The sequence below is a fragment of the Paenibacillus sp. 37 genome (assembly GCF_008386395.1).
GTDB classification, from domain to species: domain Bacteria; phylum Bacillota; class Bacilli; order Paenibacillales; family Paenibacillaceae; genus Paenibacillus; species Paenibacillus amylolyticus_B.
Genome location: NZ_CP043761.1, coordinates 173813 through 196770, shown reverse-complemented (window position 1 = coordinate 196770; position 22958 = coordinate 173813). Strand labels below are relative to the sequence as shown.

Below are 22958 nucleotides of genomic sequence, written 5' to 3'. Positions count from 1 at the left end.
CAGCACACTTCAACAACCTCATCTAATTACTTTCGCTAATACAAATAAAAAAGCCTCAATCTTGCCCATTGCAGGACAAACCTTGAGACTCCTTAACTCGTACATCAACCTTCCTAACTCCATCAGAAAACTAACTTATACCTATAATACAGCTTTCACACCCAGCGCTACACTTAACGTGCAACCTTCTGCTTCTCGCGCATTGCCCGTTGAATATCACGTTGTGCATCCCGCTTGGCTGCAGTCTCACGTTTATCAAACTGCTTCTTACCTTTACCCAGTCCAAGCAAAAGCTTTGCATAACCGTTACGGATATAAATCTTCAGTGGCACAATGCTGTACCCATCCTGTTTCGACAGCCCAAGCAACTTGTGAATCTGCACTTTATGCATCAACAACTTGCGCGTACGTGTCGGATCGAGCGGATTATTTCGGTTCCCTTGTTCAAAAGGACTAATATGCATATTGTGAATATGAATCTCACCGTTTCGAATCGTGGCAAATGCATCACCAATATTCGCACGGCCGTTACGAAGAGATTTGATCTCCGTTCCGGTAAGCACCATGCCCGCTTCATACGTATCTTCAATGAAGTAGTCATGGGAAGCCTTTTTATTCTGTGCGAGCACTTTACTCTGTCCGTCATTCTTGCCCATGTCCTCACTCCTTCTCCGTAAAATAAGCCGGTACCATGCTCTATAGCAGCGCACCCAATGTTGCACCAAGGTACCACATGCCAGACCTTAATTGTAGCAAGTACGGCTGTTAAAATCAAGAAAGAGGCGACCTCTGCCGCCCCTCCTCATTACACCACTTCCAGACAGTGCGAAACAACACACCGGAGAAAGTGACTATTTCTCCAACGCTTAACCTAGAGGAACGAATAGTAATCCATCTCTTCAGGTAACGTTAGCTTTATTTTTTCTTTTTCCGCACAAAAGCTGCCGTGCCGTTACCCGCTGCACCTTTGCTCTTTTTCCGCTTGCGTCGTGGTGCTCCGCCTTCCTGAGCGCCACCAGGAGTTGCATTCTCTCCAATAAATACGCCGCTTGGCGAAGTGTTTTTGTGTCCACTTCCGCCTTTTCCACCTTTACCGCCGCCCTTGCCTGACTTAAAGCTTCCTTCACCGCGACCGCTGCCGCTGCTTTGGCCACTTCCTTGTCCACCGGTTGAACCACTATCCGATCCACCCGATGTAGAGCTATAACCGCCTTTACCTGAGCCAAAACCAAAGCTCACCGCGCCTTTGCCCCGGCCAGTCGATCCGCCAGCATCACCAGCACGACGCTCACCTTTCGGTTTGCCGCCGCCTTTACCTCCGTATCCACCGGATGAGCCTGCGCCCGTACCTGCGCTCGCTGCTCCACTGCGACCGCCACGTCCACCTTTGCCGCTCTCTTCCGTTGATCGGCCACCACGGTTGCCTCCAGCACTGGCTGAGCCACCTTTGCCGCCACGCGAACCGCTGAATCCGCCTGGTCCACCCTTGGCACCACCGCGTCCGCCGCCGCTACCAGGAGGACGTCCACCTTTACCGCCACGTCCACCACCGAAGCCGCCAGGACGTTCACCGCGAGGTTTCATATCCACCATTTCAAAATCAATCGTATACTCTTCCATGCTTACACGTGCCACACGGATCTTCACTTCATCACCGATGCGGAAGACTTTTGAAGTCCGTTCACCAATCAGAGCCATATGCTGATCGTCAAAATGATAATAGTCGTCCGTGAGCGCGCTCAGACGAATCAGACCTTCAACCGTGTTTTCCAGTTCAATGAACATACCGAAGCTGGTCACACTACTGATCATGCCTTCGAACTCTTCGCCTACTTTATCGAGCATGTACTCGGCTTTTTTCATTTTTTCCGTATCCCGCTCAGCTTCTACCGCCACACGTTCACGTTCCGAAGACTGCTGGGCAATATCGGCCATACGTGCTGCCAAATACTCCTGACGGTTCTCCGGCAAAGCACCATTATTTTCAATCACTTCGCGAATCACCCGGTGAATGACGAGATCGGGATAACGACGAATTGGAGACGTGAAGTGACTATAGAATTCTGCCGCGAGGCCAAAGTGACCTGACATTTCAGAATCATACTTCGCCTGTTTCATGGAACGAAGCATCATCGTACTGATCACGGTTTGTTCTTTCGTTTCTTTGATATCCTCAAGCAACGATTGAAGTGCACGTGGATGAATTGCATTGCCACGTCCTTTGACCTGGTGTCCGAAATTCGCCGCAAAGGCGAGGAAATTTTGCAGTTTTTCCTGATCTGGATCTTCATGCACACGATAGATAAACGGAACCTTCAACCAGTGGAAATGCTCTGCCACTGTTTCGTTCGCTGCCAACATGAATTCCTCAATGATTTGCTCGGCAATCGAACGCTCCCGTTTCACGATATCTACCGGTTTGCATTCTGCGTCCACAATGATTTTGGATTCTTCAAAATCAAAGTCAACCGCACCACGGCGCATACGCATAGCACGCAGCTTCAAAGCAATCTCTTTCATCAGATGGAAATCATCTACCAGATCCTTATAACGCTCAAGCAATTCCGGCTCTTCACCTTCAAGGATTTTACGAACGTTGGAATACGTCATCCGCTCTTTGGTTTTGATTACACTCGTGAAAATGTCGTGTTTGACAACCTTCATCTGGTCGTTAAACTCCATCTCACAAGACAGGGTCAGGCGGTCTACCTGCGGGTTCAAACTACAGATTCCGTTGGACAGACGCTGTGGCAACATCGGAATAACCCGATCCACCAGATACACACTGCATCCACGGTTGTAGGCTTCTTGATCGAGCTTGGAATTCTCCTGTACATAATAGCCAACGTCGGCAATATGAACACCCAGACGATAGTTCCCGTTAGGTAGCTTCTCTACGTTAACAGCATCATCCAGATCTTTGGCATCTTCGCCATCAATCGTGACAATGTTAAGTCCGCGCAGATCACGGCGACCCTGTTGTACAATCTCCTCATCCGTGATGGAGTCGGGTGCTTTCTCCGCCTCTTCTACCACCTCATCAGGGAAAGCTTCAGGCAACTGATGCTTGCGAATAACGGACAAAATATCAATACCCGGCTCATCCTTATGACCGAGAATCTCGATCACTTCACCCTCGGCTGCCGCACGGCCCTCCGGATAGCTGACGATTTTTGCGACGACCTTCTGTCCATCAACCGCCCCAGCAAAGTTGGTACGTGGGATGAAAATATCGCGATTAATCCGTTTATCATCCGGAATGACAAATCCGTACACCTCATGACTCTGGAACACACCAACGACTTGTGTCACAGCACGAGTAACAATACGGACAATCTCACCCTCCAGGCGACCGCCTGAAGGTCCTTGAGATGTGACTTTAACCAATACCGTGTCACCATTCATCGCACTCTTCATGTCATTGGCGTGAATGTACACATCCGGGTGCTCCCGATCCTCAGGAATAAGGAAAGCAAAACCTTTGGCGTGAGCCTGTAAACGTCCACGTACCAAATCCATGCGCTCTGGCATGCCATAGCGATTGTTACGGGTCAGCAAAACTTTACCGGATTCCTCCAGCGTATTCAGCATAATCAAAAAGGCTTTGAAATCAGCTGCATCTTCAATAGCGAAGTGCTGTTCCAACTCCTGATAAGTCATGGGTTTATAAGCGGTTTCCCGCATGAAGTCGAGCAATTGTTGTTCTGTTATCATTAATATATTCACCTCGGGAAACATAAAAGTGTAAGCAAGTCTTATCTCTTTATGTATCGGAATTCTTACCATTTTCATGCAATACAATATCACTACTGTGAAGAGAAGTAGTGGTACAACCATACTATCTCATACCCTAGTATACACGAATTCAATCCGGCCCATCCGTACCTCGCAAAAAAACCACAGTGGCCATGCGCTCCTCAAAATCACGCTTTCACGTATCTCTACAGACATTTTATGCGATACACGTGCTGTGCGCATCTGGAAAAGGACTACGTCCGGAAATTTTCTGTACACATGACATTCATTATAGGGAGTGAGTTCGCGTAACGAATAAGCGAGGGACATACCATACATGTTAGGGGTGTGATGCATTTTAAGGAAGGCAAACCAAACAGAAGTGAGAAGAAGACCGAAAATCATGGAGTCTATAGATTAAATTGTTGGAAAAGTTTGGACGCGTAAGAATTTATTAAAAAACCCCCGTTTCTTCACGAAACGAAGGTTCATCAATTAAGCCATTAGCTTAAAAGCTATTCATTGAACAGCAGTTCCAAGTCTTACTTGGAAACCACCGTAACAACAATAGACAAAATCATAAATCCTGCACCCAGTACCACCGTTGCACGTTGCAGGAAGAGATCCAATCCGCGCGCTTTCGTTTTACCGAAAAGATGTTCCGCACCACCGGAGATGGCACCCGCCAAACCAGCGCTTTTCCCGTGCTGCAGCAATACTACAGTGATTAGACCGATCGAGAAAACAACGAGCAGCAATTTCAAAGCAATATCCATTCTTTCCACCTCCTACCCATGTGGGCATACATCTCACCATAAAAACAGTTACTTTAATTGTAACATAGCTATGGTTGTACTACAAGTAGTACAGTTTATACAATGCCCTAAATTTCACCATCTGCGTGATCCTTACGTTATACCATTACTTCGTTGCAAAAAAAGACAAGCCGGTTACCCGGCTTGCCCGTAAAAGCTGGATATCCAGCTTATTTTTTAAGGTTGTAGAATCCTTTAAGACCATTGTATTGAGCCAGTTCACCCAGTTGATCCTCAATGCGGAGCAATTGGTTGTACTTCGCGATACGATCTGTACGGGAAGGAGCACCCGTTTTGATTTGACCAGCGTTAGTTGCAACAGCGATATCAGCAATTGTGCTGTCTTCGGATTCACCGGAACGGTGAGAGATTACAGCTGTGTATCCTGCACGTTTAGCCATTTCGATTGCATCAAATGTTTCAGTCAATGTACCGATTTGGTTAACTTTGATCAGGATGGAGTTACCGATACCTTCGTCGATACCTCTGCCCAGACGCTCAGTGTTTGTTACGAACAGGTCATCACCAACGAGTTGTACTTTGTCTCCCAATTTCTCAGTGAGCAATTTCCAACCATCCCAGTCATCTTCGGACATACCGTCTTCGATTGTGATGATTGGGTATTTCTCAACCCATGAAGCCAGAAGGTCAACATACTCAGCGGAAGTGTAAGATTTACCTTCACCAGCAAGTGTGTACTTACCATCTTTGTAGAACTCAGTGGAAGCAACGTCCATACCCAGGAATACGTCAACGCCTGGTTTGTAACCAGCTTTTTCAATTGCTTCGATGATTGTAGTGATTGCTTCTTCGTTCGAACCAAGGTTCGGTGCGAAACCACCTTCGTCACCTACAGCTGTGTTCAAGCCTTTTGAGCTCAATACGGATTTCAAGTTGTGGAAGATCTCTGCACCTACGCGAAGAGCTTCTTTGAAGCTTGGTGCTCCAACTGGAAGAACCATGAACTCTTGAACGTCGATGTTGTTGTCCGCATGCTCACCACCGTTGATGATGTTCATCATTGGAACTGGCAATGCTTTAGCGTTGAATCCGCCCAGGTAAACGTACAATGGCAGGTCCAGAGCGTCAGCAGCTGCGCGAGCTACTGCCATGGATACAGCCAGGATTGCGTTAGCACCCAGTTTACCTTTGTTTGGCGTACCATCCAAAGTGATCATCAATTTGTCGATACCCAGTTGATCCAATGCATCCATACCGATAACTTCTGGAGCGATTGTTTCGTTTACGTTTTTAACAGCTTGCAGAACGCCTTTACCGAGGTAACGGGATTTGTCACCATCGCGAAGCTCAACGGCTTCGTGGGCACCAGTGGATGCACCAGATGGAACGATTGCGCGTCCGATTGCGCCGGACTCCAGGTATACTTCAACTTCTACTGTAGGGTTACCGCGGGAGTCGAGGACTTCGCGAGCGTACACGTCAGAAATAATAGTCATTTGTGATAATCTCCTTTAAATTTAAATTTATTATAAATTAGGACCACTTGTGTTTTCCCTTTTCCACTACGTTAGCAGAATTGTCCTCTGATCGCTGTTATCCCCTGATTCCTTTTGAACTTATTTTCATAAGTTGGAATCATGTGATAAAGGCGAACGCTAACGCTTCTTCAGACAATTTCTGCTTCCTTCGTTCAGGGGTACACTCCAAACTTCCCAATTTCATATATGTTGTTACGTAACTTATTTGCGGGTAGCGATGACAGATGTACCTGTCATTTCTTCCGGTTTAGGCAATTGCATCAGGTCAAGGATCGTTGGCGCGATATCTGCCAGGATTCCGCCTTCACGCAAAGTTACATTGGCATCCGTAACGATGAATGGAACGGGGTTCGTTGTATGAGCTGTGAACGGACGTCCTTTCTCATCGAACACCATATCCGCGTTACCATGATCCGCAGTGATCAGTACAACGCCGCCTTTGGCAAGTACCGCATCCACAACACGGCCCATGCACTCATCTGTTACTTCAACCGCTTTGATGGTAGGCTCCAGCATGCCGGAGTGTCCAACCATGTCAGGGTTAGCAAAGTTCAGAATGATGGCGTCATGTTTGTCTGCTTCGATCTCGCGAACACATGCATCAGCTACTTCATACGCACTCATCTCCGGTTGCAGGTCATACGTTGCAACTTTTGGTGAGTTGATTAGTACGCGAGTTTCGCCCGGAAGCTCCACATCACGACCACCGCTGAAGAAGAAGGTAACGTGCGGGTATTTCTCAGTTTCTGCAATACGCAGTTGTTTTTTATTGTTCTGTACCAGAACTTCACCCAGGGTGTTGTCGAGGTTCTTCGGCGAATAAGCCACATAACCTTCAACCGTCTCGCTGAACAAAGTCAAGCATACAAAGTGCAAGCCCACAGGGAACTTCGGACCACGATCGAAACCGCGGAAATCCTGGTTTGTGAATACTTGCGACAACTGAATCGCACGGTCAGGACGGAAGTTGAGGAAGATAACGGAATCGCCGCTCTCAACCAAACCTACCGGCTCACCATCCGCTTTGACGATAACCGTTGGTTCAACGAATTCATCAAATACGGACTTCTCATACGATTCTTCAACCGCTTTGAGTGGGTCAGTGTATTTTGGTCCATCTCCATAAACGATGGCACGGTATGATTTCTCAACCCGTTCCCAACGTTTGTCACGGTCCATCGCGTAATAGCGGCCTTGAACCGTTGCAATTTTACCTACACCGACTTCTTCAATCTTGGCGATCAGCTTCTGCATGAAGTCTTTACCACTGTCTGGCATAACATCACGGCCATCCATGAAAGCATGAATATATACATCATTCATTCCTTCTTTTTTGGCCAGATCCAGCATAGCAAACAGGTGGTCGATGTGACTATGTACGCCGCCATCGGACAACAAGCCGTAGAGATGAAGCTTTTTGCCGCTTTGTTTCGCTTCGCGAACCGCTTTGACAAGTGTTTCATTGTCGTAGAACTCGCCGTCACGAATGGATTTGGAGATACGGGTCAAATCCTGGTATACGATCCGGCCGGCACCAATGTTCAGGTGACCTACCTCGGAATTTCCCATTTGCCCTTCTGGCAAACCTACAGCTTCACCGCAAGCAGTGAGTGTTGTATGTGGGAATTGGCTCATGAAACGGTCGTAGTTCGGTTTCTTGGCTTGCGCTACCGCGTTGCCTTCCACCGTGTTACGTAGACCAAAGCCATCCATGATGATCAGTGCTACAGGTTTTGGAGCTGTCATCTTACTTCGCCCCCTCAACAAGCGCGATGAACGAAGCCGGCTGCAAGCTGGCACCGCCAACAAGTGCGCCGTCGATGTCGCTTTGTCCGAGGTATTCTGTTACGTTCTCCGGTTTAACACTGCCGCCGTATTGAATACGAACTGCATTCGCAACCGTCTCGTTGTACAGATCCTTCACCAGCGTACGGATGTAAGCAATAACTTCATTCGCATCTTGGGAAGTGGAGGATTTGCCTGTACCAATCGCCCAGATTGGCTCATAAGCGATAACAACTTGTGCCGCTTGCTCTGCAGACAGACCTGCAAAAGCAGCTACTGTTTGCACTTTGCATACGTCTTTTGTTTGGTTCGCTTCACGCTCTTCAAGCGTCTCACCAAGGCAGAAGATTGGAGTCAATCCGTGACGGAATGCTGCATGCAATTTTTTATTGACAGTCTCATCGGTTTCCGCAAAATATTGACGGCGCTCCGAGTGACCAATAATGACATAATCCACGCCCAGGTCTTTCAGCATTACGCCGCTGATTTCACCTGTGAATGCACCGTTGTCTTCAAAATGAAGATTTTGTGCACCAATTTTGATGTTTGTGCCTTTAACGGCTTCTACCAGAGATGGCAGATTCGTAAACGGTGCGCAGATTACAGTTTCCACGCCTTCAACTTCCGCTTTTCCTTTAACTTCCTGAATGAAGTCATTGGATTCGGAAACCGTTTTGAACATTTTCCAGTTACCTGCGATAATCGGTGTTCTCATGGGTTTCAACTCCTTCATGCTATAGGCTACTAAAACTTACTTGTCGTTCAATGCCACTACGCCTGGAAGTACTTTACCTTCCATGAACTCGAGCGATGCACCGCCACCTGTAGAGATGTGGTTCATCTTGTCAGCCAATTTGAACTTCTCAGCTGCTGCTGCGGAGTCACCGCCACCAATTACAGTGTAAGCTTCTGTCTCAGCGCAAGCTTCCGCTACTGCACGAGTACCGTGGGAGAATGGCTCAATTTCAAATACGCCCATTGGTCCGTTCCACACAACCAATTTGGAGTTTTTGATTACATCAGCATAGATCTCACGTGTTTTAGGACCGATGTCGATACCTTCCCAATCTGCTGGGATACCATCGATGTCAACGATTTGTGTGTTTGCTTTCGCACTGAAATCGTCAGACACTACGATATCTACCGGCAGGTAGAAGTTTTTACCCAGTTTTTTCGCTTTTTCGATGAAACCGAGCGCAACATCAAGTTTGGAATCATCCAGCAAGGATTGTCCAATTTCATGTCCTTGTGCCTTGAAGAACGTGTAAGTCAGACCGCCACCGATGATCACGTTGTCTGCAATGTTCAGCAGGTTGTCGATTACATCGATTTTGTCTTTAACTTTGGATCCACCAATGATAGCTGTGAAAGGACGCTCAGGGTTGGAGATTGCTTTACCCAACACTTCAAGTTCTTTCTCCATCAACAAACCGGACACTGCTGGAAGCAAGTGAGCGATTCCTTCAGTCGAAGCGTGTGCTCTGTGAGCCGCGCCAAACGCATCATTAACGAAAACGTCAGCCAGTTCAGCAAATTGTTTTGCCAGTTCCGGATCGTTTTTCTCTTCGCCTGCGTGGAAACGAACGTTTTCAAGCAACAATACGTCGCCGTTGTTCAGTTCAGCGATTTGAGCTTTAACAGCGCCACCAACAGAACCGTCAGCTTTAACAACTGTTTTACCAAGCAATTCAGACAAACGCTCAGCTGCTGGAGTCAAACGCAAAGATTCAACCACTTCGCCGTTAGGACGACCCATGTGGCTTGCCAAAATGACTTTAGCGCCTTTTTCAATCAAGAAGTTGATTGTAGGAAGCGTCGCACGAATACGTTTGTCATCTGTAATTTTACCATCTTCGAGCGGCACATTGAAATCTACACGGACAAAAGCCCGTTTTCCTGTCAATTCGATATCGCGTACACTTTTTTTGTTCATCTGTATTTCCTCCGCACCCATGTATTTGGTGGACCAATCAAGAGCTAAAATCCCTTGTCAATCCTGGTGTTTTTGAGAAATTTGCAAAATGTAGATATATAAAGAGCGGAAACAATATAGCATCTGTTTCCGCTCTATGTTATTGCAGATATTACTTAATCATTTTTGCAAAGTGCTCCAAAGTGCGAACCAATTGTGCAGTGTAGGACATTTCATTGTCATACCAAGCTACAGTTTTAACCAATTGTTGGTCGCCAACAGTCAGAACTTTAGTTTGAGTTGCATCAAACAGGGAACCGAAAGTGATTCCTTGGATATCGGAAGATACGATTTCGTCTTCTGTGTATCCGAAAGTTTCTGGATCGGAAGCTTCTTGCATAGCTGCGTTAACTTCTTCAGCAGTTACTTTTTTGTTCAGAACAGTTACGAGCTCAGTCAGGGAACCAGTAGCTACTGGTACACGTTGAGCTGCACCATCAAGGATGCCTTGCAGTTCTGGGATTACCAGACCGATTGCTTTAGCAGCACCAGTTGTGTTAGGGATGATGTTTTCAGCTGCTGCGCGAGCACGACGGAAGTCACCTTTAGGGTGTGGAGCATCCAACGTGTTTTGGTCGCCAGTGTAAGCGTGAATTGTAGTCATCAAACCTTGAACGATTCCGAATTTGTCTTGCAGTGTTTTTGCCATAGGTGCCAGGCAGTTTGTTGTGCAAGATGCGCCAGAGATTACAGTTTCAGTACCGTCGAGGATTTCATGGTTTACGTTGTAAACGATGGTTTTCATGTCGCCAGTAGCTGGTGCGGAGATAACAACTTTCTTAGCTCCACCTTTCAAGTGTTTCTCAGCTGCTTCTTTCGTTGTGAAGAAACCAGTACATTCCAGAACGATATCTACGCCCAGGTCGCCCCAAGGAAGTTCTTCCGGGTTACGGTTAGCCAATACTTTAACTTCTTTGCCGTTCACTTTGAAGAAGCCATCGTGTACTTCAACATCGCCATCGAAACGACCTTGAGTTGTATCATATTTGAGCAAATGAGCGAGCATTTTAGCGTCAGTCAAGTCGTTGATTGCTACTACCTCGATGCCTGCTACATTTTGAATACGGCGGAATGCCAAGCGTCCGATACGTCCAAAACCGTTAATACCTACTTTAATCATGAGTAAGTTCCTCCCAAGTTTTGATTAATTTTTTATGAAACTTATATATTCAAGACAGACGGTGAAGTCCGTCAAGACAACAATAGTTGTGATGCAAAGTAAAACCTTATTCCATTTCAGCAACGATGACTTCGGCAGCAGCCTCATCAATAATCAGAATATCTTCCTGACCAAATCGCAACACAGAATGTATAGCAGCAGCTTTGCTTTTGCCACCTGCGATTCCAATCACAACATCGGTTCGTTCAATATCCTGAAGTCGCATACCCAGTGTAAGCATGGTATGTACCACCTTACCCTGATCGTTAAAGTAATAACCGAAAGATTCAGATACGGCACCTTGCTCCTGAAGTTCATCTATAATCTCCGTCGCAAGTTTACGTCTTGTCGCCATCTCCACGGCATCACCAATTCCATGAATAACAATCCGCGATTTCCGAATCAGCTGCAGAATCTCCTGAACACTAGGGTCCTGGATTAATGATTCATAGGCATGATCACTAAGCAAATCCGGTACATGCAGGAGTTTGTATTGCGCCCCTACCCGCTTTGCCATTGTAGATGCAATCGTATTTGCCTGAATTTCAAGGCTTTCTCCAAGTCCACCGCGTGCCGGTACGAACCAGACACCTTTAAGCGATGTTGGCGGATTTAGTTGTTCTGCAACTTCGGCCGTTGTTGAACCGCCAGTAACGGCGACAACGTCGTTATCACTCATGATATTGCCGAGAGCCTTCGCTCCGGCTCTGCCCAGTTCCCTTTTGGCAAATGGAGAAATATCCGAATCACCAGGAACCACAACTACCTTTTGCAGACCGTAGGCTTGCTTGATGCGCTCTTCCAGCTCGGATAATCCAAACAACTCTTTGGCTACGGGCTCTAACTGCTGCAGCAAATCATACCCTGCCTCGCTGATCTTCATTCCTGCACTGTCAATTTCAATAAGTCCCTGAGCCTTTAACAGATCGGTCTCAGCCCTCAGAACCCGCTCGGTCATCTGCATGGAATTAGCTAACGTTCTCCGTCCGATCACATCCGATAACATGATCTGTTGCAGAATCGTATACCTCTTTTTCAAGATATCCATGAGATCAGGCAGAAGCTGCTTTTGTACTTCTAAAATCGTTCGCATGCTTTCCACTCCCGCAAGTTCTCGTTCTAAGCTCTCTTTCGTGGCCCTAAAACGTCCCGGGTTAACTTTTTAAGTCCCACGTCTATTCTACCTAAAACTGACGTGACATGCAAGTGTTTCAACGTGTTATTTCGACACGCATTCAGCGTTTGTACGCGCCTATTTTCACAATCCTAGACTTCCATGATCTAGGACTAGCTCACGCATACCATATATAGAAGAAACGAATGAATTCAATCTACATATCGCTCAGAATCACATTTCATACGGCATGTCCAAAACCTCTAATAGCATTTACTTAAATGTACTCTTTATCCACTCTTCTTCATCATGATCATTTTTAGGTTAATCCAAACCAATACCACAACGAACTGCTTGCAATTAAATATTTCATGAGCTATAATCATTATTGCTGTCACATAATGTGCGCCCGTGGTCCAATGGATATGACGTAGGCCTCCGAAGCCTGAGATCCAAGTTCGATTCTTGGCGGGCGCGCCATTTTTATTTAACAGCTCATAACCCATTTAACCAATGAAACCGGAAAGGTTTCTTTTTTTTGCAAGTTAGTTTGACTTTCTTTGACTTTTTGTTTGGAATTGTTTATTATGTGGGTAATACGGTAACAGTTTAAGTATAAACACCAATAACATTTACATTCCAAGGAGGTTTTTCACGTGAGTTTTATTCCAATGGTCGTTGAACAGAGCAACCGGGGTGAGCGCGCCTACGACATCTACTCCAGATTGCTGAAGGATCGTATTATTTTCCTTGGTAGCGATGTTAATGACGTAGTGGCTAATGCCATTATGGCACAGATGTTGTTCCTGGCTGCGGAAGATCCGGAGAAAGACATTCACTTATACATCAACAGCCCAGGCGGATCGATTACAGCCGGTATGGCGATTTACGATACAATGCAGTTCATCAAACCGGATGTATCTACCATCTGTGTAGGTATGGCGGCTTCCATGGGTGCATTCTTGCTGAATGCCGGTGCAAAAGGTAAACGTTTTGCATTACCAAACAGTGAAATTATGATTCACCAACCACTTGGTGGTGCACAAGGTCAAGCTTCCGACATCGAAATCCGTGCTCGCCGCATCCTGAAAATGCGTGATACCTTGAACCGCATCATCTCTGAGCGTTCAGGTCAACCGCTTGAGCGGATTGAGAAAGATACAGATCGTGACTACTTCATGAGTGCTGCTGAAGCCGCCGATTACGGTATCATTGATAAAGTTATCGAAAACGTAGGTTCCCAAGGCATTTAAGTGTTATGTAGACCCCGGTCTACGAGTTAACATATCAACACCTAACGTCAGCAACACCCCATTGTGTTGTCTATACGGGAATAAGCCCTCATCATGATTATGATGAGGGCTTATTTTTTCATTTTATAAGAAAGATAACTTAAGAGTGCATAATAATGATTTCTTTATTTGGTTCCAGATACATTACTGAAAGGTTCAGTTCCTTTAGGGAGAAGTTCTTTATACGTAAATGGCATTTCAGGGAATCCCTCTGCGTACGCCGTATACTCATACAACTGGAAGAACACGACCACACCCGTTGGTGTCACATAGAAATCCTGATCTTTATTCAACCCTTTATAACCTTCCAGGTATCCACCGCGAGCTTTCAGCTGTTCGCCGACTTTTTTACCCAACGTCTCACGCATAGTTTTGTTGTTTTGCAGCACATCATCTAACGTAAGCTCCTTGCCTGTGTCCAGTGCAAAGGTGTGGCCCGTACGGGTTGTCATACCATGAGCGCCAGCATAATCTTCGTATCGTTGTGTAATGAGTCCCAGCACGCCTTTTTCGTTGTACGTCACTACATAAGAGCTCTCAAATGCATATGGACGGTTGGCTGTTGCACCGCCGAATTCAGATGTCTGTTTCTTGAAGTCAGCTACATAAGCATCCACTTCGTCTTTCAGCACTTTGTTGATTGCCGCTTCAGCTTCTTTGCTGGCAAGTCCACTCACTTGCGGATATTGAACATCGACTTCAGCATTTTTTACAGTGACATTAACTGTTGCCGCTTTAATTTTAACGTTATTTTGTTTCACCTTGCTGAGTGTCAACGTTTTGGTTTTGCCATCCCAATTCCCCTGTACACCCAGATAATCTCTCATTGCTGAGAATGGAATATATAATCGACCCTGAATCAATTTTGCTTCCACCTGAGGGTAATAACCGTTAATGTACACGTTTGGTTGTCCATCAATCAGGCTAACGGTCATCGCATTGTTGGCTGCTGTTACCGTATATGACTTGGTTTTCGCATCATATTTCAGCGTTCCACCCGCTACATCTTTTACTGCCGTAAGAGAGACCCATGTCGATCCACCTTGAAGAAGCCCTTTTTGAGTCAGTGTTTTTCCACCCGATTTCAGAGTTACCTCAGCCGGGGTTGTCACTTTAGAGGATACCGATGCTGCCTGAACCGAACTGTCCTGCCATACCGAACCACTACCTACAATAATTCCTGCTGCAAGCAACGCACTTGTCCATTTTTTCCATGATGTCATATATAAAACTCCTCTCTGAATTCACAATTAGGGATCATTGCGTATGTAATCCTGACCTGATCGCATATCTCATACGCTCACCTCTCTATTATAATTAACCCAATTTCGGAAAGGTTTACAGCTCGAGTTACAATGTTGATGAATATCAGGCGGAAAATATAATGGGTTATGACCTTTTTGTCACGAACAACTATACAAAAAAGATACCAATATACAGCATTTCATGTTGCTTCAAAAAGGTATCCTCCTATCTAACTTCATCAAAGTTTGCTTTTCCAACAAAAAAAGACTCTGTCCACAGGACAAAGTCTTTGTCATTATTTCGTTGTACTCTTCAAATGACACTTGAGAAGGTTACTTGAGCTTACAGTCCTTAATTCGATCTTTTATTTCATTTCATACGTGATATTCAGGATTGTACTTACTTTAACCTGGCCTGTTTCAATCTCCGTACCACCTGCTGTATCTTGTGCTTTGGACATCAACGCCTCGCTTGCATAGAATACAGGCACATTAGCATCACCTTGGCTCACGGAAAGAACAGCACCAAGTTGACGTTTAACTGCTTTTGCAATGGCGCCAGCTTTCACATCTGCATTGGCAACAGCTTTCTCAATCACTTGTGATTCATAACTTTCCGGATTTTCTACAGTAAAGCGTACGTTCTCAATATTGTTGGCACCCGCCCCTGAAGCAGCATCGAGCAGCTCGCCGATCTTGTCCATCTGACGATACGTGACTGTCAGTGTATGATGCGCTGTGTATCCTTTGATTTGTTGTCCGTCTTTTTCGCTATACGTATAATTGGGTTGTACAGAGAACTGACTGGTTTGAATGTCGTCTGCACTGATCTTCCACGTATTCTTCAGCAAGTTGGATACCTTTTGAACTTTGGCAGCATTCGCTTTTTGAGCAGATGCAGCTGTCTCTGCAGTACTGTTCACACCAATGGACAGATAAGCAATATCAGGCTTCACCTGAATCTCACCTTTACCCACGACGTTAATCACATTCTGTTGTACCCCTTGAACCTCTGCAGCATAAGCATAGTTCCCTGGCGCAACCCATGCGGTTCCTCCTACAAGCAACGTACTTGCTACCAGCACTGCACCAAACGGTTTCATCCATTGTTTACCCATCACGATAGCCTCCTTATGTGTTAACATCTCAAACTTTAATCGATTTGATACCTTAACAGACGGGACAAATTCCATAATGTTGCACTTGACGATAGCATAAACGTGAAAAACGCAAAAAAGCCCCTTTCGGGACTTCTTCATTGGATTGATCATATCTTATTGGTTTTCGAGCTCTTCCTTGCTTACCAGACTAACTAAAGCGTTTACAGCCTGTTCGGCATCCGCGCCTTCTGCACTAATCTGGATTTCCGTACCTGTGCTAATTGCAAGGCTCATGATCCCCATGATACTTTTTGCATTAACTTTTTTGTCGTCCTTCTCGACGAACACTTCAGACGAGTACTTATTCGCTTCTTGAACGAACAGTGCCGCAGGTCTGGCATGGAGACCCGTTTTCAAACGGACAACTACCGGGTGCTTTGTCATGGAAACTTACCCCCTATTATGAAATCTGGACATTAAATACACAATTATATTTAAACAACATTATACCATTAACCCGTGCAGGACACTAGAAGAAAAAACTCAGGGTGCTTTGGAGGACATTATCTTGCCCTAATTTCATCTTTTGCACAGCGCATCCAATGACCTAAGTGAGTCTCACAGATCCTTAACGGCTGACTTTCCCGACCTTTCTGTTCAGCAGAAACAGCCGACCTTGTTACTTTACCCTACTCCGTCTTAACCATAACGTTCTGTGCGTACTTTCTCAGCCAGTTCATCAATTTTACGAAGCCGATGGTTCACTCCCGACTTGCTGACTGTACCTTTAAGGAGCTCGCCAACTTCCTTCAAGTTGATATCCGGATGAGCGAGTCGAACCTCCGCCACTTCGCGAAGTTTCTCAGGCAAAGATTCCAGACCAACTTCCTTTTGTAACAACCGGATATTATCGATTTGTCTTACGGCCGCTCCAATCGTTTTGTTCAGGTTGGCGGTCTCACAATTGACAATCCGGTTAACGGAGTTACGCATGTCTCGCATAATTCGTACATCTTCAAACTTGAACAAGGCCTGATGAGCACCAATGATGCTGAGCAGCTCAATGATTTTCTCGCCTTCCTTAATGTATAGGATGAATCCTTTTTTCCGTTCTATACACCGGGCATTCAGATGAAATTCATTGGCCAGGTCAACCAGTGCCTGACAGTGCTCTTCATACATAGACGCAATCTCCAGATGGTACGAGGAACCTTCCGGATTATTAACCGATCCACCGGCCAGAAATGCACCGCGAAGATAGGCCCGTTTACAACAGTTTTGCTGAAACAATTCCGTACTGATCCCTGGGGTAAAGAGAAAGCCCTCAGATACAATATGAAGACTATTGAGAATCTCCTGTACCATGGTTGGAATACGAACAATATATACATTGTTCTTTTTCAGCCGCATTTTTTTGCGGACCAGTAATTCCGTATGCACTTGAAAATGCTTTTTAAGCAGAGAGTATGCCCGTCTTGCAATCGCGGCATTCTCCGTCGAAATATCCAAGATCACTTTTTTATTCGATAACTGCACTGCACCAAGCATACGGATGAGGGCTGAAAGTTCCGCCTTTTCGCAGCACGGTTCGCTCTCGATCATAGTTAACTCTTTTTTGGTCTGTGCTGCAAACGACATGGGACTTCACCTCTTCCGTAACATCCAATTTTGTACCAGTTGGTAGATGTGATGACTTAACTTGTCGGCATCATGACGCAGATAGGTTTTGAACAGAACAAGGGTATCTGCAACCACCTGATAGCCGGCACTTTCGAGTACATTCATATCCAGTACAACCGGTTTTGCTCCTTTTTCCGCATACTTATTTTGCACTTGCAGCGGAATATCACCATTATTCACGATAACATAGTCGAAGAGCTGATGACCTATATGCTCGTGTACCGCCTTAAGGTGGTCACTTACCGTATAGTTATCTGTTTCTCCCGGCTGTGTCATAACATTACAGATAAACATCTTCACCGCATCAGCCTCTACCACAGCTTCTGCAAGCTTAGGTACGAGTAGATTGGGAAGGATGCTTGTATAGAGGCTGCCTGGCCCGATCAGAATAGCGTCAGCTTGACGAATGGCCTCTACTGCCTCTGGCAACGGCTCCACGTGATCCGGTTCAAGGAAAACACGTTTGATGCGTCCACCCGCCTCAGGGATTTTGGACTCACCTGTAATAATTGTCCCATCTTCCATCTCCGCATGCAACACAACGGCCTGCCCGGCTGCTGGCAATACCTCACCTCGAACGGCAAACACGCGGCTAAGCTCCCGCACTGCGGTCACAAAGTCGCCCGAAATATCCGTCATTGCAGCCAAAATCAAATTTCCCAAGCTGTGGCCTGCAAGCCCCGCGCCTGTATTGAAACGGTACTTCAACATATCTGAAAGCAATGGTTCTACATCAGCCAGTGCCGTAAGCACGTTGCGAATGTCGCCTGGAGGCGGCATCTGTAGCTCATTGCGCAGGATGCCTGAACTTCCACCGTCATCTGCAACTGTGACGATGGCCGTGATATCCAGCGGCTTCTCTTTCAAACCGCGCAGCATCACGGATAATCCGGTTCCGCCGCCCATTACAACTATTCTCGGACGTTCTCTTCGTGGTCCGGCCTCTTTCATCCCTTCACCCTCTTCAATGACGGTCCCGGTCAGCGTCGCGATGGCTCACGGTGACAGCTTCTGTCTCGCTGCTTCCCAACATCTTGCCCAAATATTCCGATATTGCTACCGAACGATGCTTGCCTCCGGTACAGCCGATTCCAATAATAACCTGGCTTTTGCCTTCCTTCCGGTATTGCGGAATCAGGAAATGCAGCATATCCAGCAGCTTGGTCAGAAACGCCTGTGTCTCTGGCCACTTCATAACATATTCGTACACATCACTATTCTGTCCCGTATTCGGTCGTAAATGATCAATATAATGCGGATTCGGTAAAAAACGTACATCAAACACCAGATCAGCATCAATCGGAATGCCATACTTGAATCCAAACGACGTAATATTCACCGACAGCATTTGGCTTTCCAGATGAGAAAAGCGGGATATGATGCGTTCTTTCAGTTGAGCAGGCTTCATCGTACTTGTATTCAGTACCTGAGTCGCAGAGTTTTTGAGTTCCTCCAACATCTTGCGTTCCAGTCGGATGCCGTCCAGCGGCATGCCCTCAGGAGCCAGTGGATGTCTGCGCCTGCTTTCTTTGTAACGCTGAACAAGTACAGAATCTGTAGCATCCAGGAATAAAATCTCGCAATGAATGGTAAAATGATCTTTAATATAGTTCAAAGACTCGGACAGAGCCGTAAAGAATTCACGCCCGCGCAGATCGATAACCAATGCAACCTTACCAATCTTGCCGTTTGACTGTTCAATTAGTTCCGCAAATTTTGGAATCAATACCGGCGGCAGATTATCCACACAGAAGAAACCCAGATCCTCCAGGCTTTGTACTGCAATGGTTTTACCTGCCCCCGACATGCCCGTAATGATAATGAGCGTGGCGCCTGTGCCTGGTGATCCTTCACCTTCAAGCATAAATGTCCCCTCCTTATCATATTGCTGTCTTCATATATTGTTACGAGGGTACTAGGAACGCAAGAGAAGACCTGCTGCACCCACAATACCTGCATTATTACCAAGTGTAGCTTCCAGAATCTGAACCCCATCTTGCAACGGTTCTGGCGTCAGCTTAGCAAACACAGTACGGATTTCATCAAACAAGAAATTGCCCGCTTTGGATACGCCGCCACCGATGATGAACATCTCCGGGTTAATGACGGCTGCTACAGTAGCCATGGACTTGCCCAGGTAAAAGGCCGCACGATTCACAATGCGCTGTGCCACTTCATCGCCTGCCTTCGCAGCATCAAATACTTCTTTGGCTGCAATCTTGTCGACGAGTGCCAGTGACGTATGATCACCACGTTCTACTGCATCCTTCGCCATACGTATAATTCCTGTTGCAGAAGATACTGTTTCTACACATCCCATTTTACCACAACCGCACTTTATGGCTTCCAGATCAGGTACAACACTGATATGACCCAGCTCTCCCGCCATACCGGAGAAACCCTGATAAATGTTACCATTCAAGATCAAGCCACCACCAACACCCGTACCGAGTGTATAACATACGCAGTTGTCTACGCCTTTGCCGGCTCCTGCCCATACTTCACCCAGTGCAGCCACGTTTGCATCGTTATCTATTTTTATTGGCTTGCCCAGACGTTCTTCCAGAATCGAACGAATGGCTACATTCCGAAATCCGATGTTAGGGGCATGAACGATAATTCCCTCGCGTACATTCGTGAAACCGGCCACTCCAGCGCCTACACCCTCAAGCTGTTCCCAATTGTAAGGTGATTCGGCTACGATATGTCGGACATACTTCTCGATGTTGGCGATGACCGTGTCTACGCCCTTATCCACTTCAGTCGGTCCTTCATACGTATGCATTAGCTGACCTTGTTCATCGCATATACCGACCTTAATTGCTGTTCCGCCGAGATCGACCCCAACGTAGATTTTCTCAGACATGCTGCAAGCCACCTTTATCTATCTAAAATAGTTTAAGTCCTACGTACCAACTATAATTGAAGGATACGCCTGGGTCAAGACGATAAGACCTCGGATACATCATGCTTTGCCAGGGTTTTGAACCACATCACATAGCATTTTTGAATACGTATACAATCTTATTACCTTCATTAATAAACGCACGCTTTATTCCTTCCTCCATAACAGAGGAAGCCTCAACTCATGATATTACATCTTCACTCGTTCCATTCATAAAAGATGGACTTCGCCCCCTCATATAGGGTGACTCGTCTTATGCACCCTGCCACCTGTCATTCTCATGCAGAAAGTTATCGAATGACGGTATTGCCAACAGAAAAGTGCCTTCTACATATAGAAGGCACTTTTACTTTTATGAAAATTCTGAAGTTGTAGAATTGGGGTTAAACTCAGTTGATTTTTCTGCGTTATAACTTCGTTTCCACACGTACCGGCTCTTCTGTCTTCTCCATCTTGTTCACATCCAGAATATCGAGCAGGAAGACAAAGATCGGAATACCAATGATCAGTCCCCAGATCCCCAGGAAGTGTTGCGACAGAATTAGTACGATAAAGGTGTAGAACATTGGCAATTTGGTCTTGTGTGCCATCAGTTTTGGATTCAGGAAGTACGTCTCCAAAGCATGAATAACAATAATCATGATGATTACAATTATGCTTAATTTCAGTCCACCCATCTGATACCCGATCAGACAGAGCGGTACAAGTGAGATGATAACTCCCGCAACGGGAACCAGACTGAGCATGAACACCAGAATGGTCAGAGCGAACAAATACGGGAAACCCAGAATCCATAAGCCCAGTATCGTCAGCACTGTATTAAACACCGCAATAAGAAGCTGAGCCTCAATAACTTTACCAAAAGAAGACACGAACTTGTCTCCCAGATAAGCTACTTCATTGTAGAACCATCCAATTTTACTTGTTTTGAACTTGGACGTGAACTTGGATATCTCCTGCTTCTGCAACAAGAAGAACAGACTCAGAATGATAACGAGCAGAATAAACTCCAGCCATTTGCTCAAAGCGAAAATATATTTCAATGCATCATTGGTGTAATTTTTGATATCGAAGGATTGAAGATAACCCGCAATTTTGGATGCAAAATTATCACCGTCTGCACTATCCAGAAATTTCATAATCTCGTTCGTCAACTGAACGACCTGATCCACGATCCGTGGTGAATATCTGGAAATGCCAAGCACAATGACTGCGATCACAATCATATAGAGCAGGATGACCACAACTTTATAATTGATCGGAAACAATCGATTCAGACCACCTGTAATGAAATGCTGTAACCTGTTCATGACATATGTCACCAGGAACAACAGCAGAATCATGTGCAGCATACTCCCCATACTGAACAAAATTAAACAGAACAAGAGCAAGATCAAAAACCGTCTCACTGTCGCATTCTGTAACCAATCTTTTATCATTTCCCCCAAAATCTTCACCTCACAGCTAATATGCCCTATATGTATACGAACTCATGCCCACTGTAGTTTCAAAAAAAGAGAAGCCTTCCGGCTTCTCTCATTTCATGAGACTTCCCGTTGTCTCTTTTTCCTAACATATGCCTAACCTCAAGCATGTAATGCTTATTTATCCAACGTTTCGCTCCAATCATGAACAATGCTTCCTTCAAGGAACTTCTCACAATCCATCGCAGCCATACATCCTGATCCTGCAGCCGTAATAGCTTGACGATACTTCGTATCCTGAACATCACCACAGGCGAATACACCCGGAATATTGGTCTCCGTTGTTCCCGGTTTAACGACAACATAGCCATGTTCGTCCATTGTGATCGCATTCCCAAGGAATCCGGTATTCGGTGTGTGACCAATGGCAACGAATACGCCATCTGCTTCAAGCAGCTCTTCCTGCCCTGTCTCGTTGTTGCGCACCTTCAGCCCTTTGACACCCAACGCTTCAGGTACGACTTCAAGAGGAGTACGGTTCAGTGCCCACTTCACCTTTTCATTGCTGCGAGCCCGATCCTGCATAATTTTGGATGCACGCAATTCATCCCGGCGGTGAACCAATGTCACGTCTGTTGCAAAACGAGTCAGGAAACTCGCTTCCTCCATCGCGGAGTCTCCGCCGCCCACGACCACAATTTTTTTGCCTCGGAAGAAGAAGCCGTCACATGTCGCGCATGTACTTACACCACGTCCCACATTTTCCTGCTCACCCGGAATACCGAGATAACGAGCGGAAGCACCTGTGGAGATAATGATCGATTCAGCTTCCAGTTCACCAATTCCTCCAACTTTGACCTTGAAGGGCGGTTTGCTGAAATCAACCTCTTCTACCCAACCGTTTTTGAATTCTGCTCCAAAACGTTCAGCTTGCTTACGCATGTTGTCCATCAGTTCCGGCCCCATGATACCTTGCGGGAAACCGGGGAAATTCTCAACTTCCGTTGTCGTCGTCAATTGACCACCCGGCTGAAGACCTTCGATAACCAGTGGTTTCAGATTAGCACGAGCCAGATATATCGCTGCTGTCAGACCCGCAGGTCCCGTTCCGATCACAATCGTTCTGTATTTAGACATATAGATACAGCCTCCTTAATTAAGGTGAGAATGTGTTGTACTAGCGATGAACTTGCCAAGATGATATCCTACAGGCGTTACGAGGCCCATTCGTTAA

At 46.0% G+C, this 22958-nt stretch carries 19 protein-coding genes and 1 tRNA gene; 2 read left to right on the top strand and 18 right to left on the bottom strand.

Annotated features, from left to right (window positions below; genetic code table 11):
* Window positions 1-173: 173 nt before the first annotated feature.
* The 9 genes from smpB to F0220_RS00895 form a co-directional block, all read right to left on the bottom strand.
* Window positions 174-656 carry an SsrA-binding protein SmpB gene (gene smpB, locus F0220_RS00935; protein ID WP_062837738.1) on the bottom strand — a complete coding sequence of 161 codons (483 nt, stop codon included), beginning with the start codon at window positions 654-656 and terminating at the stop codon, window positions 174-176.
* 259 nt (window positions 657-915) lie between these two features.
* Complete coding sequence (gene rnr, locus F0220_RS00930; protein ID WP_149846237.1) at window positions 916-3714, bottom strand: ribonuclease R; 2799 nt, start codon at window positions 3712-3714, stop codon at window positions 916-918.
* 563 nt (window positions 3715-4277) lie between these two features.
* On the bottom strand, window positions 4278-4511 hold the full coding sequence (gene secG / locus F0220_RS00925; protein ID WP_036616231.1) for a preprotein translocase subunit SecG: 234 nt from the start codon (window positions 4509-4511) through the stop codon (window positions 4278-4280).
* 209 nt (window positions 4512-4720) lie between these two features.
* Window positions 4721-6007, bottom strand: a complete 1287-nt coding sequence (eno, locus tag F0220_RS00920; protein WP_062837741.1) for a phosphopyruvate hydratase — start codon at window positions 6005-6007, stop codon at window positions 4721-4723.
* A 243-nt stretch (window positions 6008-6250) separates the two neighbouring features.
* A complete protein-coding gene (gpmI, locus tag F0220_RS00915) occupies window positions 6251-7795 on the bottom strand; it encodes a 2,3-bisphosphoglycerate-independent phosphoglycerate mutase (protein WP_091012033.1) in 1545 nt (514 codons plus the stop codon).
* 1 nt (window position 7796) lies between these two features.
* Window positions 7797-8549, bottom strand: coding sequence for a triose-phosphate isomerase (gene tpiA / locus F0220_RS00910; protein WP_036616221.1), 753 nt, complete (start codon window positions 8547-8549; stop codon window positions 7797-7799).
* 36 nt (window positions 8550-8585) lie between these two features.
* Window positions 8586-9767, bottom strand: a complete 1182-nt coding sequence (locus F0220_RS00905; protein ID WP_105602293.1) for a phosphoglycerate kinase — start codon at window positions 9765-9767, stop codon at window positions 8586-8588.
* Between the two features lie 151 nt (window positions 9768-9918).
* Window positions 9919-10926 (bottom strand): type I glyceraldehyde-3-phosphate dehydrogenase, encoded by a 1008-nt coding sequence (gene gap, locus F0220_RS00900; protein ID WP_017691243.1) that lies wholly within the window; start codon window positions 10924-10926, stop codon window positions 9919-9921.
* Between the two features lie 106 nt (window positions 10927-11032).
* Entirely contained in the window at window positions 11033-12058 is a 1026-nt protein-coding gene (locus tag F0220_RS00895; protein ID WP_091012030.1) for a sugar-binding transcriptional regulator, read from the bottom strand.
* 426 nt (window positions 12059-12484) lie between these two features.
* On the opposite strand from F0220_RS00895, the gene F0220_RS00890 reads away from it, so the two are divergent.
* A tRNA-Arg gene (locus F0220_RS00890) sits at window positions 12485-12559 on the top strand.
* A 176-nt stretch (window positions 12560-12735) separates the two neighbouring features.
* Window positions 12736-13332: an ATP-dependent Clp endopeptidase proteolytic subunit ClpP gene (gene clpP / locus F0220_RS00885; RefSeq protein ID WP_017691245.1), complete on the top strand. Its 597-nt coding sequence runs from the start codon at window positions 12736-12738 to the stop codon at window positions 13330-13332.
* 164 nt (window positions 13333-13496) lie between these two features.
* Here the strand turns inward: clpP and F0220_RS00880 are convergent, their stop codons facing one another.
* From F0220_RS00880 to trxB, 9 genes are all read right to left on the bottom strand, one after another.
* Window positions 13497-14594 (bottom strand): stalk domain-containing protein, encoded by a 1098-nt coding sequence (locus F0220_RS00880; protein WP_105602295.1) that lies wholly within the window; start codon window positions 14592-14594, stop codon window positions 13497-13499.
* A 386-nt stretch (window positions 14595-14980) separates the two neighbouring features.
* Entirely contained in the window at window positions 14981-15733 is a 753-nt protein-coding gene (locus F0220_RS00875; protein WP_047841458.1) for an SIMPL domain-containing protein, read from the bottom strand.
* 156 nt (window positions 15734-15889) lie between these two features.
* Window positions 15890-16159 (bottom strand): HPr family phosphocarrier protein, encoded by a 270-nt coding sequence (locus tag F0220_RS00870; RefSeq protein WP_017691248.1) that lies wholly within the window; start codon window positions 16157-16159, stop codon window positions 15890-15892.
* Window positions 16160-16414: 255 nt separating this feature from the next.
* Entirely contained in the window at window positions 16415-17353 is a 939-nt protein-coding gene (gene whiA / locus F0220_RS00865; RefSeq protein WP_036616210.1) for a DNA-binding protein WhiA, read from the bottom strand.
* A 6-nt stretch (window positions 17354-17359) separates the two neighbouring features.
* Complete coding sequence (locus tag F0220_RS00860; RefSeq protein WP_017691250.1) at window positions 17360-18346, bottom strand: gluconeogenesis factor YvcK family protein; 987 nt, start codon at window positions 18344-18346, stop codon at window positions 17360-17362.
* Window positions 18347-18359: 13 nt separating this feature from the next.
* The gene (rapZ, locus tag F0220_RS00855; protein WP_017691251.1) at window positions 18360-19259 is read right to left on the bottom strand and encodes an RNase adapter RapZ; all 900 of its coding nucleotides are present in this window, start codon (window positions 19257-19259) and stop codon (window positions 18360-18362) included.
* Between the two features lie 51 nt (window positions 19260-19310).
* Window positions 19311-20261, bottom strand: coding sequence for an ROK family glucokinase (locus tag F0220_RS00850; RefSeq protein ID WP_105602296.1), 951 nt, complete (start codon window positions 20259-20261; stop codon window positions 19311-19313).
* Between the two features lie 446 nt (window positions 20262-20707).
* On the bottom strand, window positions 20708-21739 hold the full coding sequence (locus F0220_RS00845) for an AI-2E family transporter (RefSeq protein WP_036616412.1): 1032 nt from the start codon (window positions 21737-21739) through the stop codon (window positions 20708-20710).
* Between the two features lie 162 nt (window positions 21740-21901).
* On the bottom strand, window positions 21902-22861 hold the full coding sequence (trxB, locus tag F0220_RS00840; protein WP_105602298.1) for a thioredoxin-disulfide reductase: 960 nt from the start codon (window positions 22859-22861) through the stop codon (window positions 21902-21904).
* Window positions 22862-22958 lie beyond the last annotated feature (97 nt).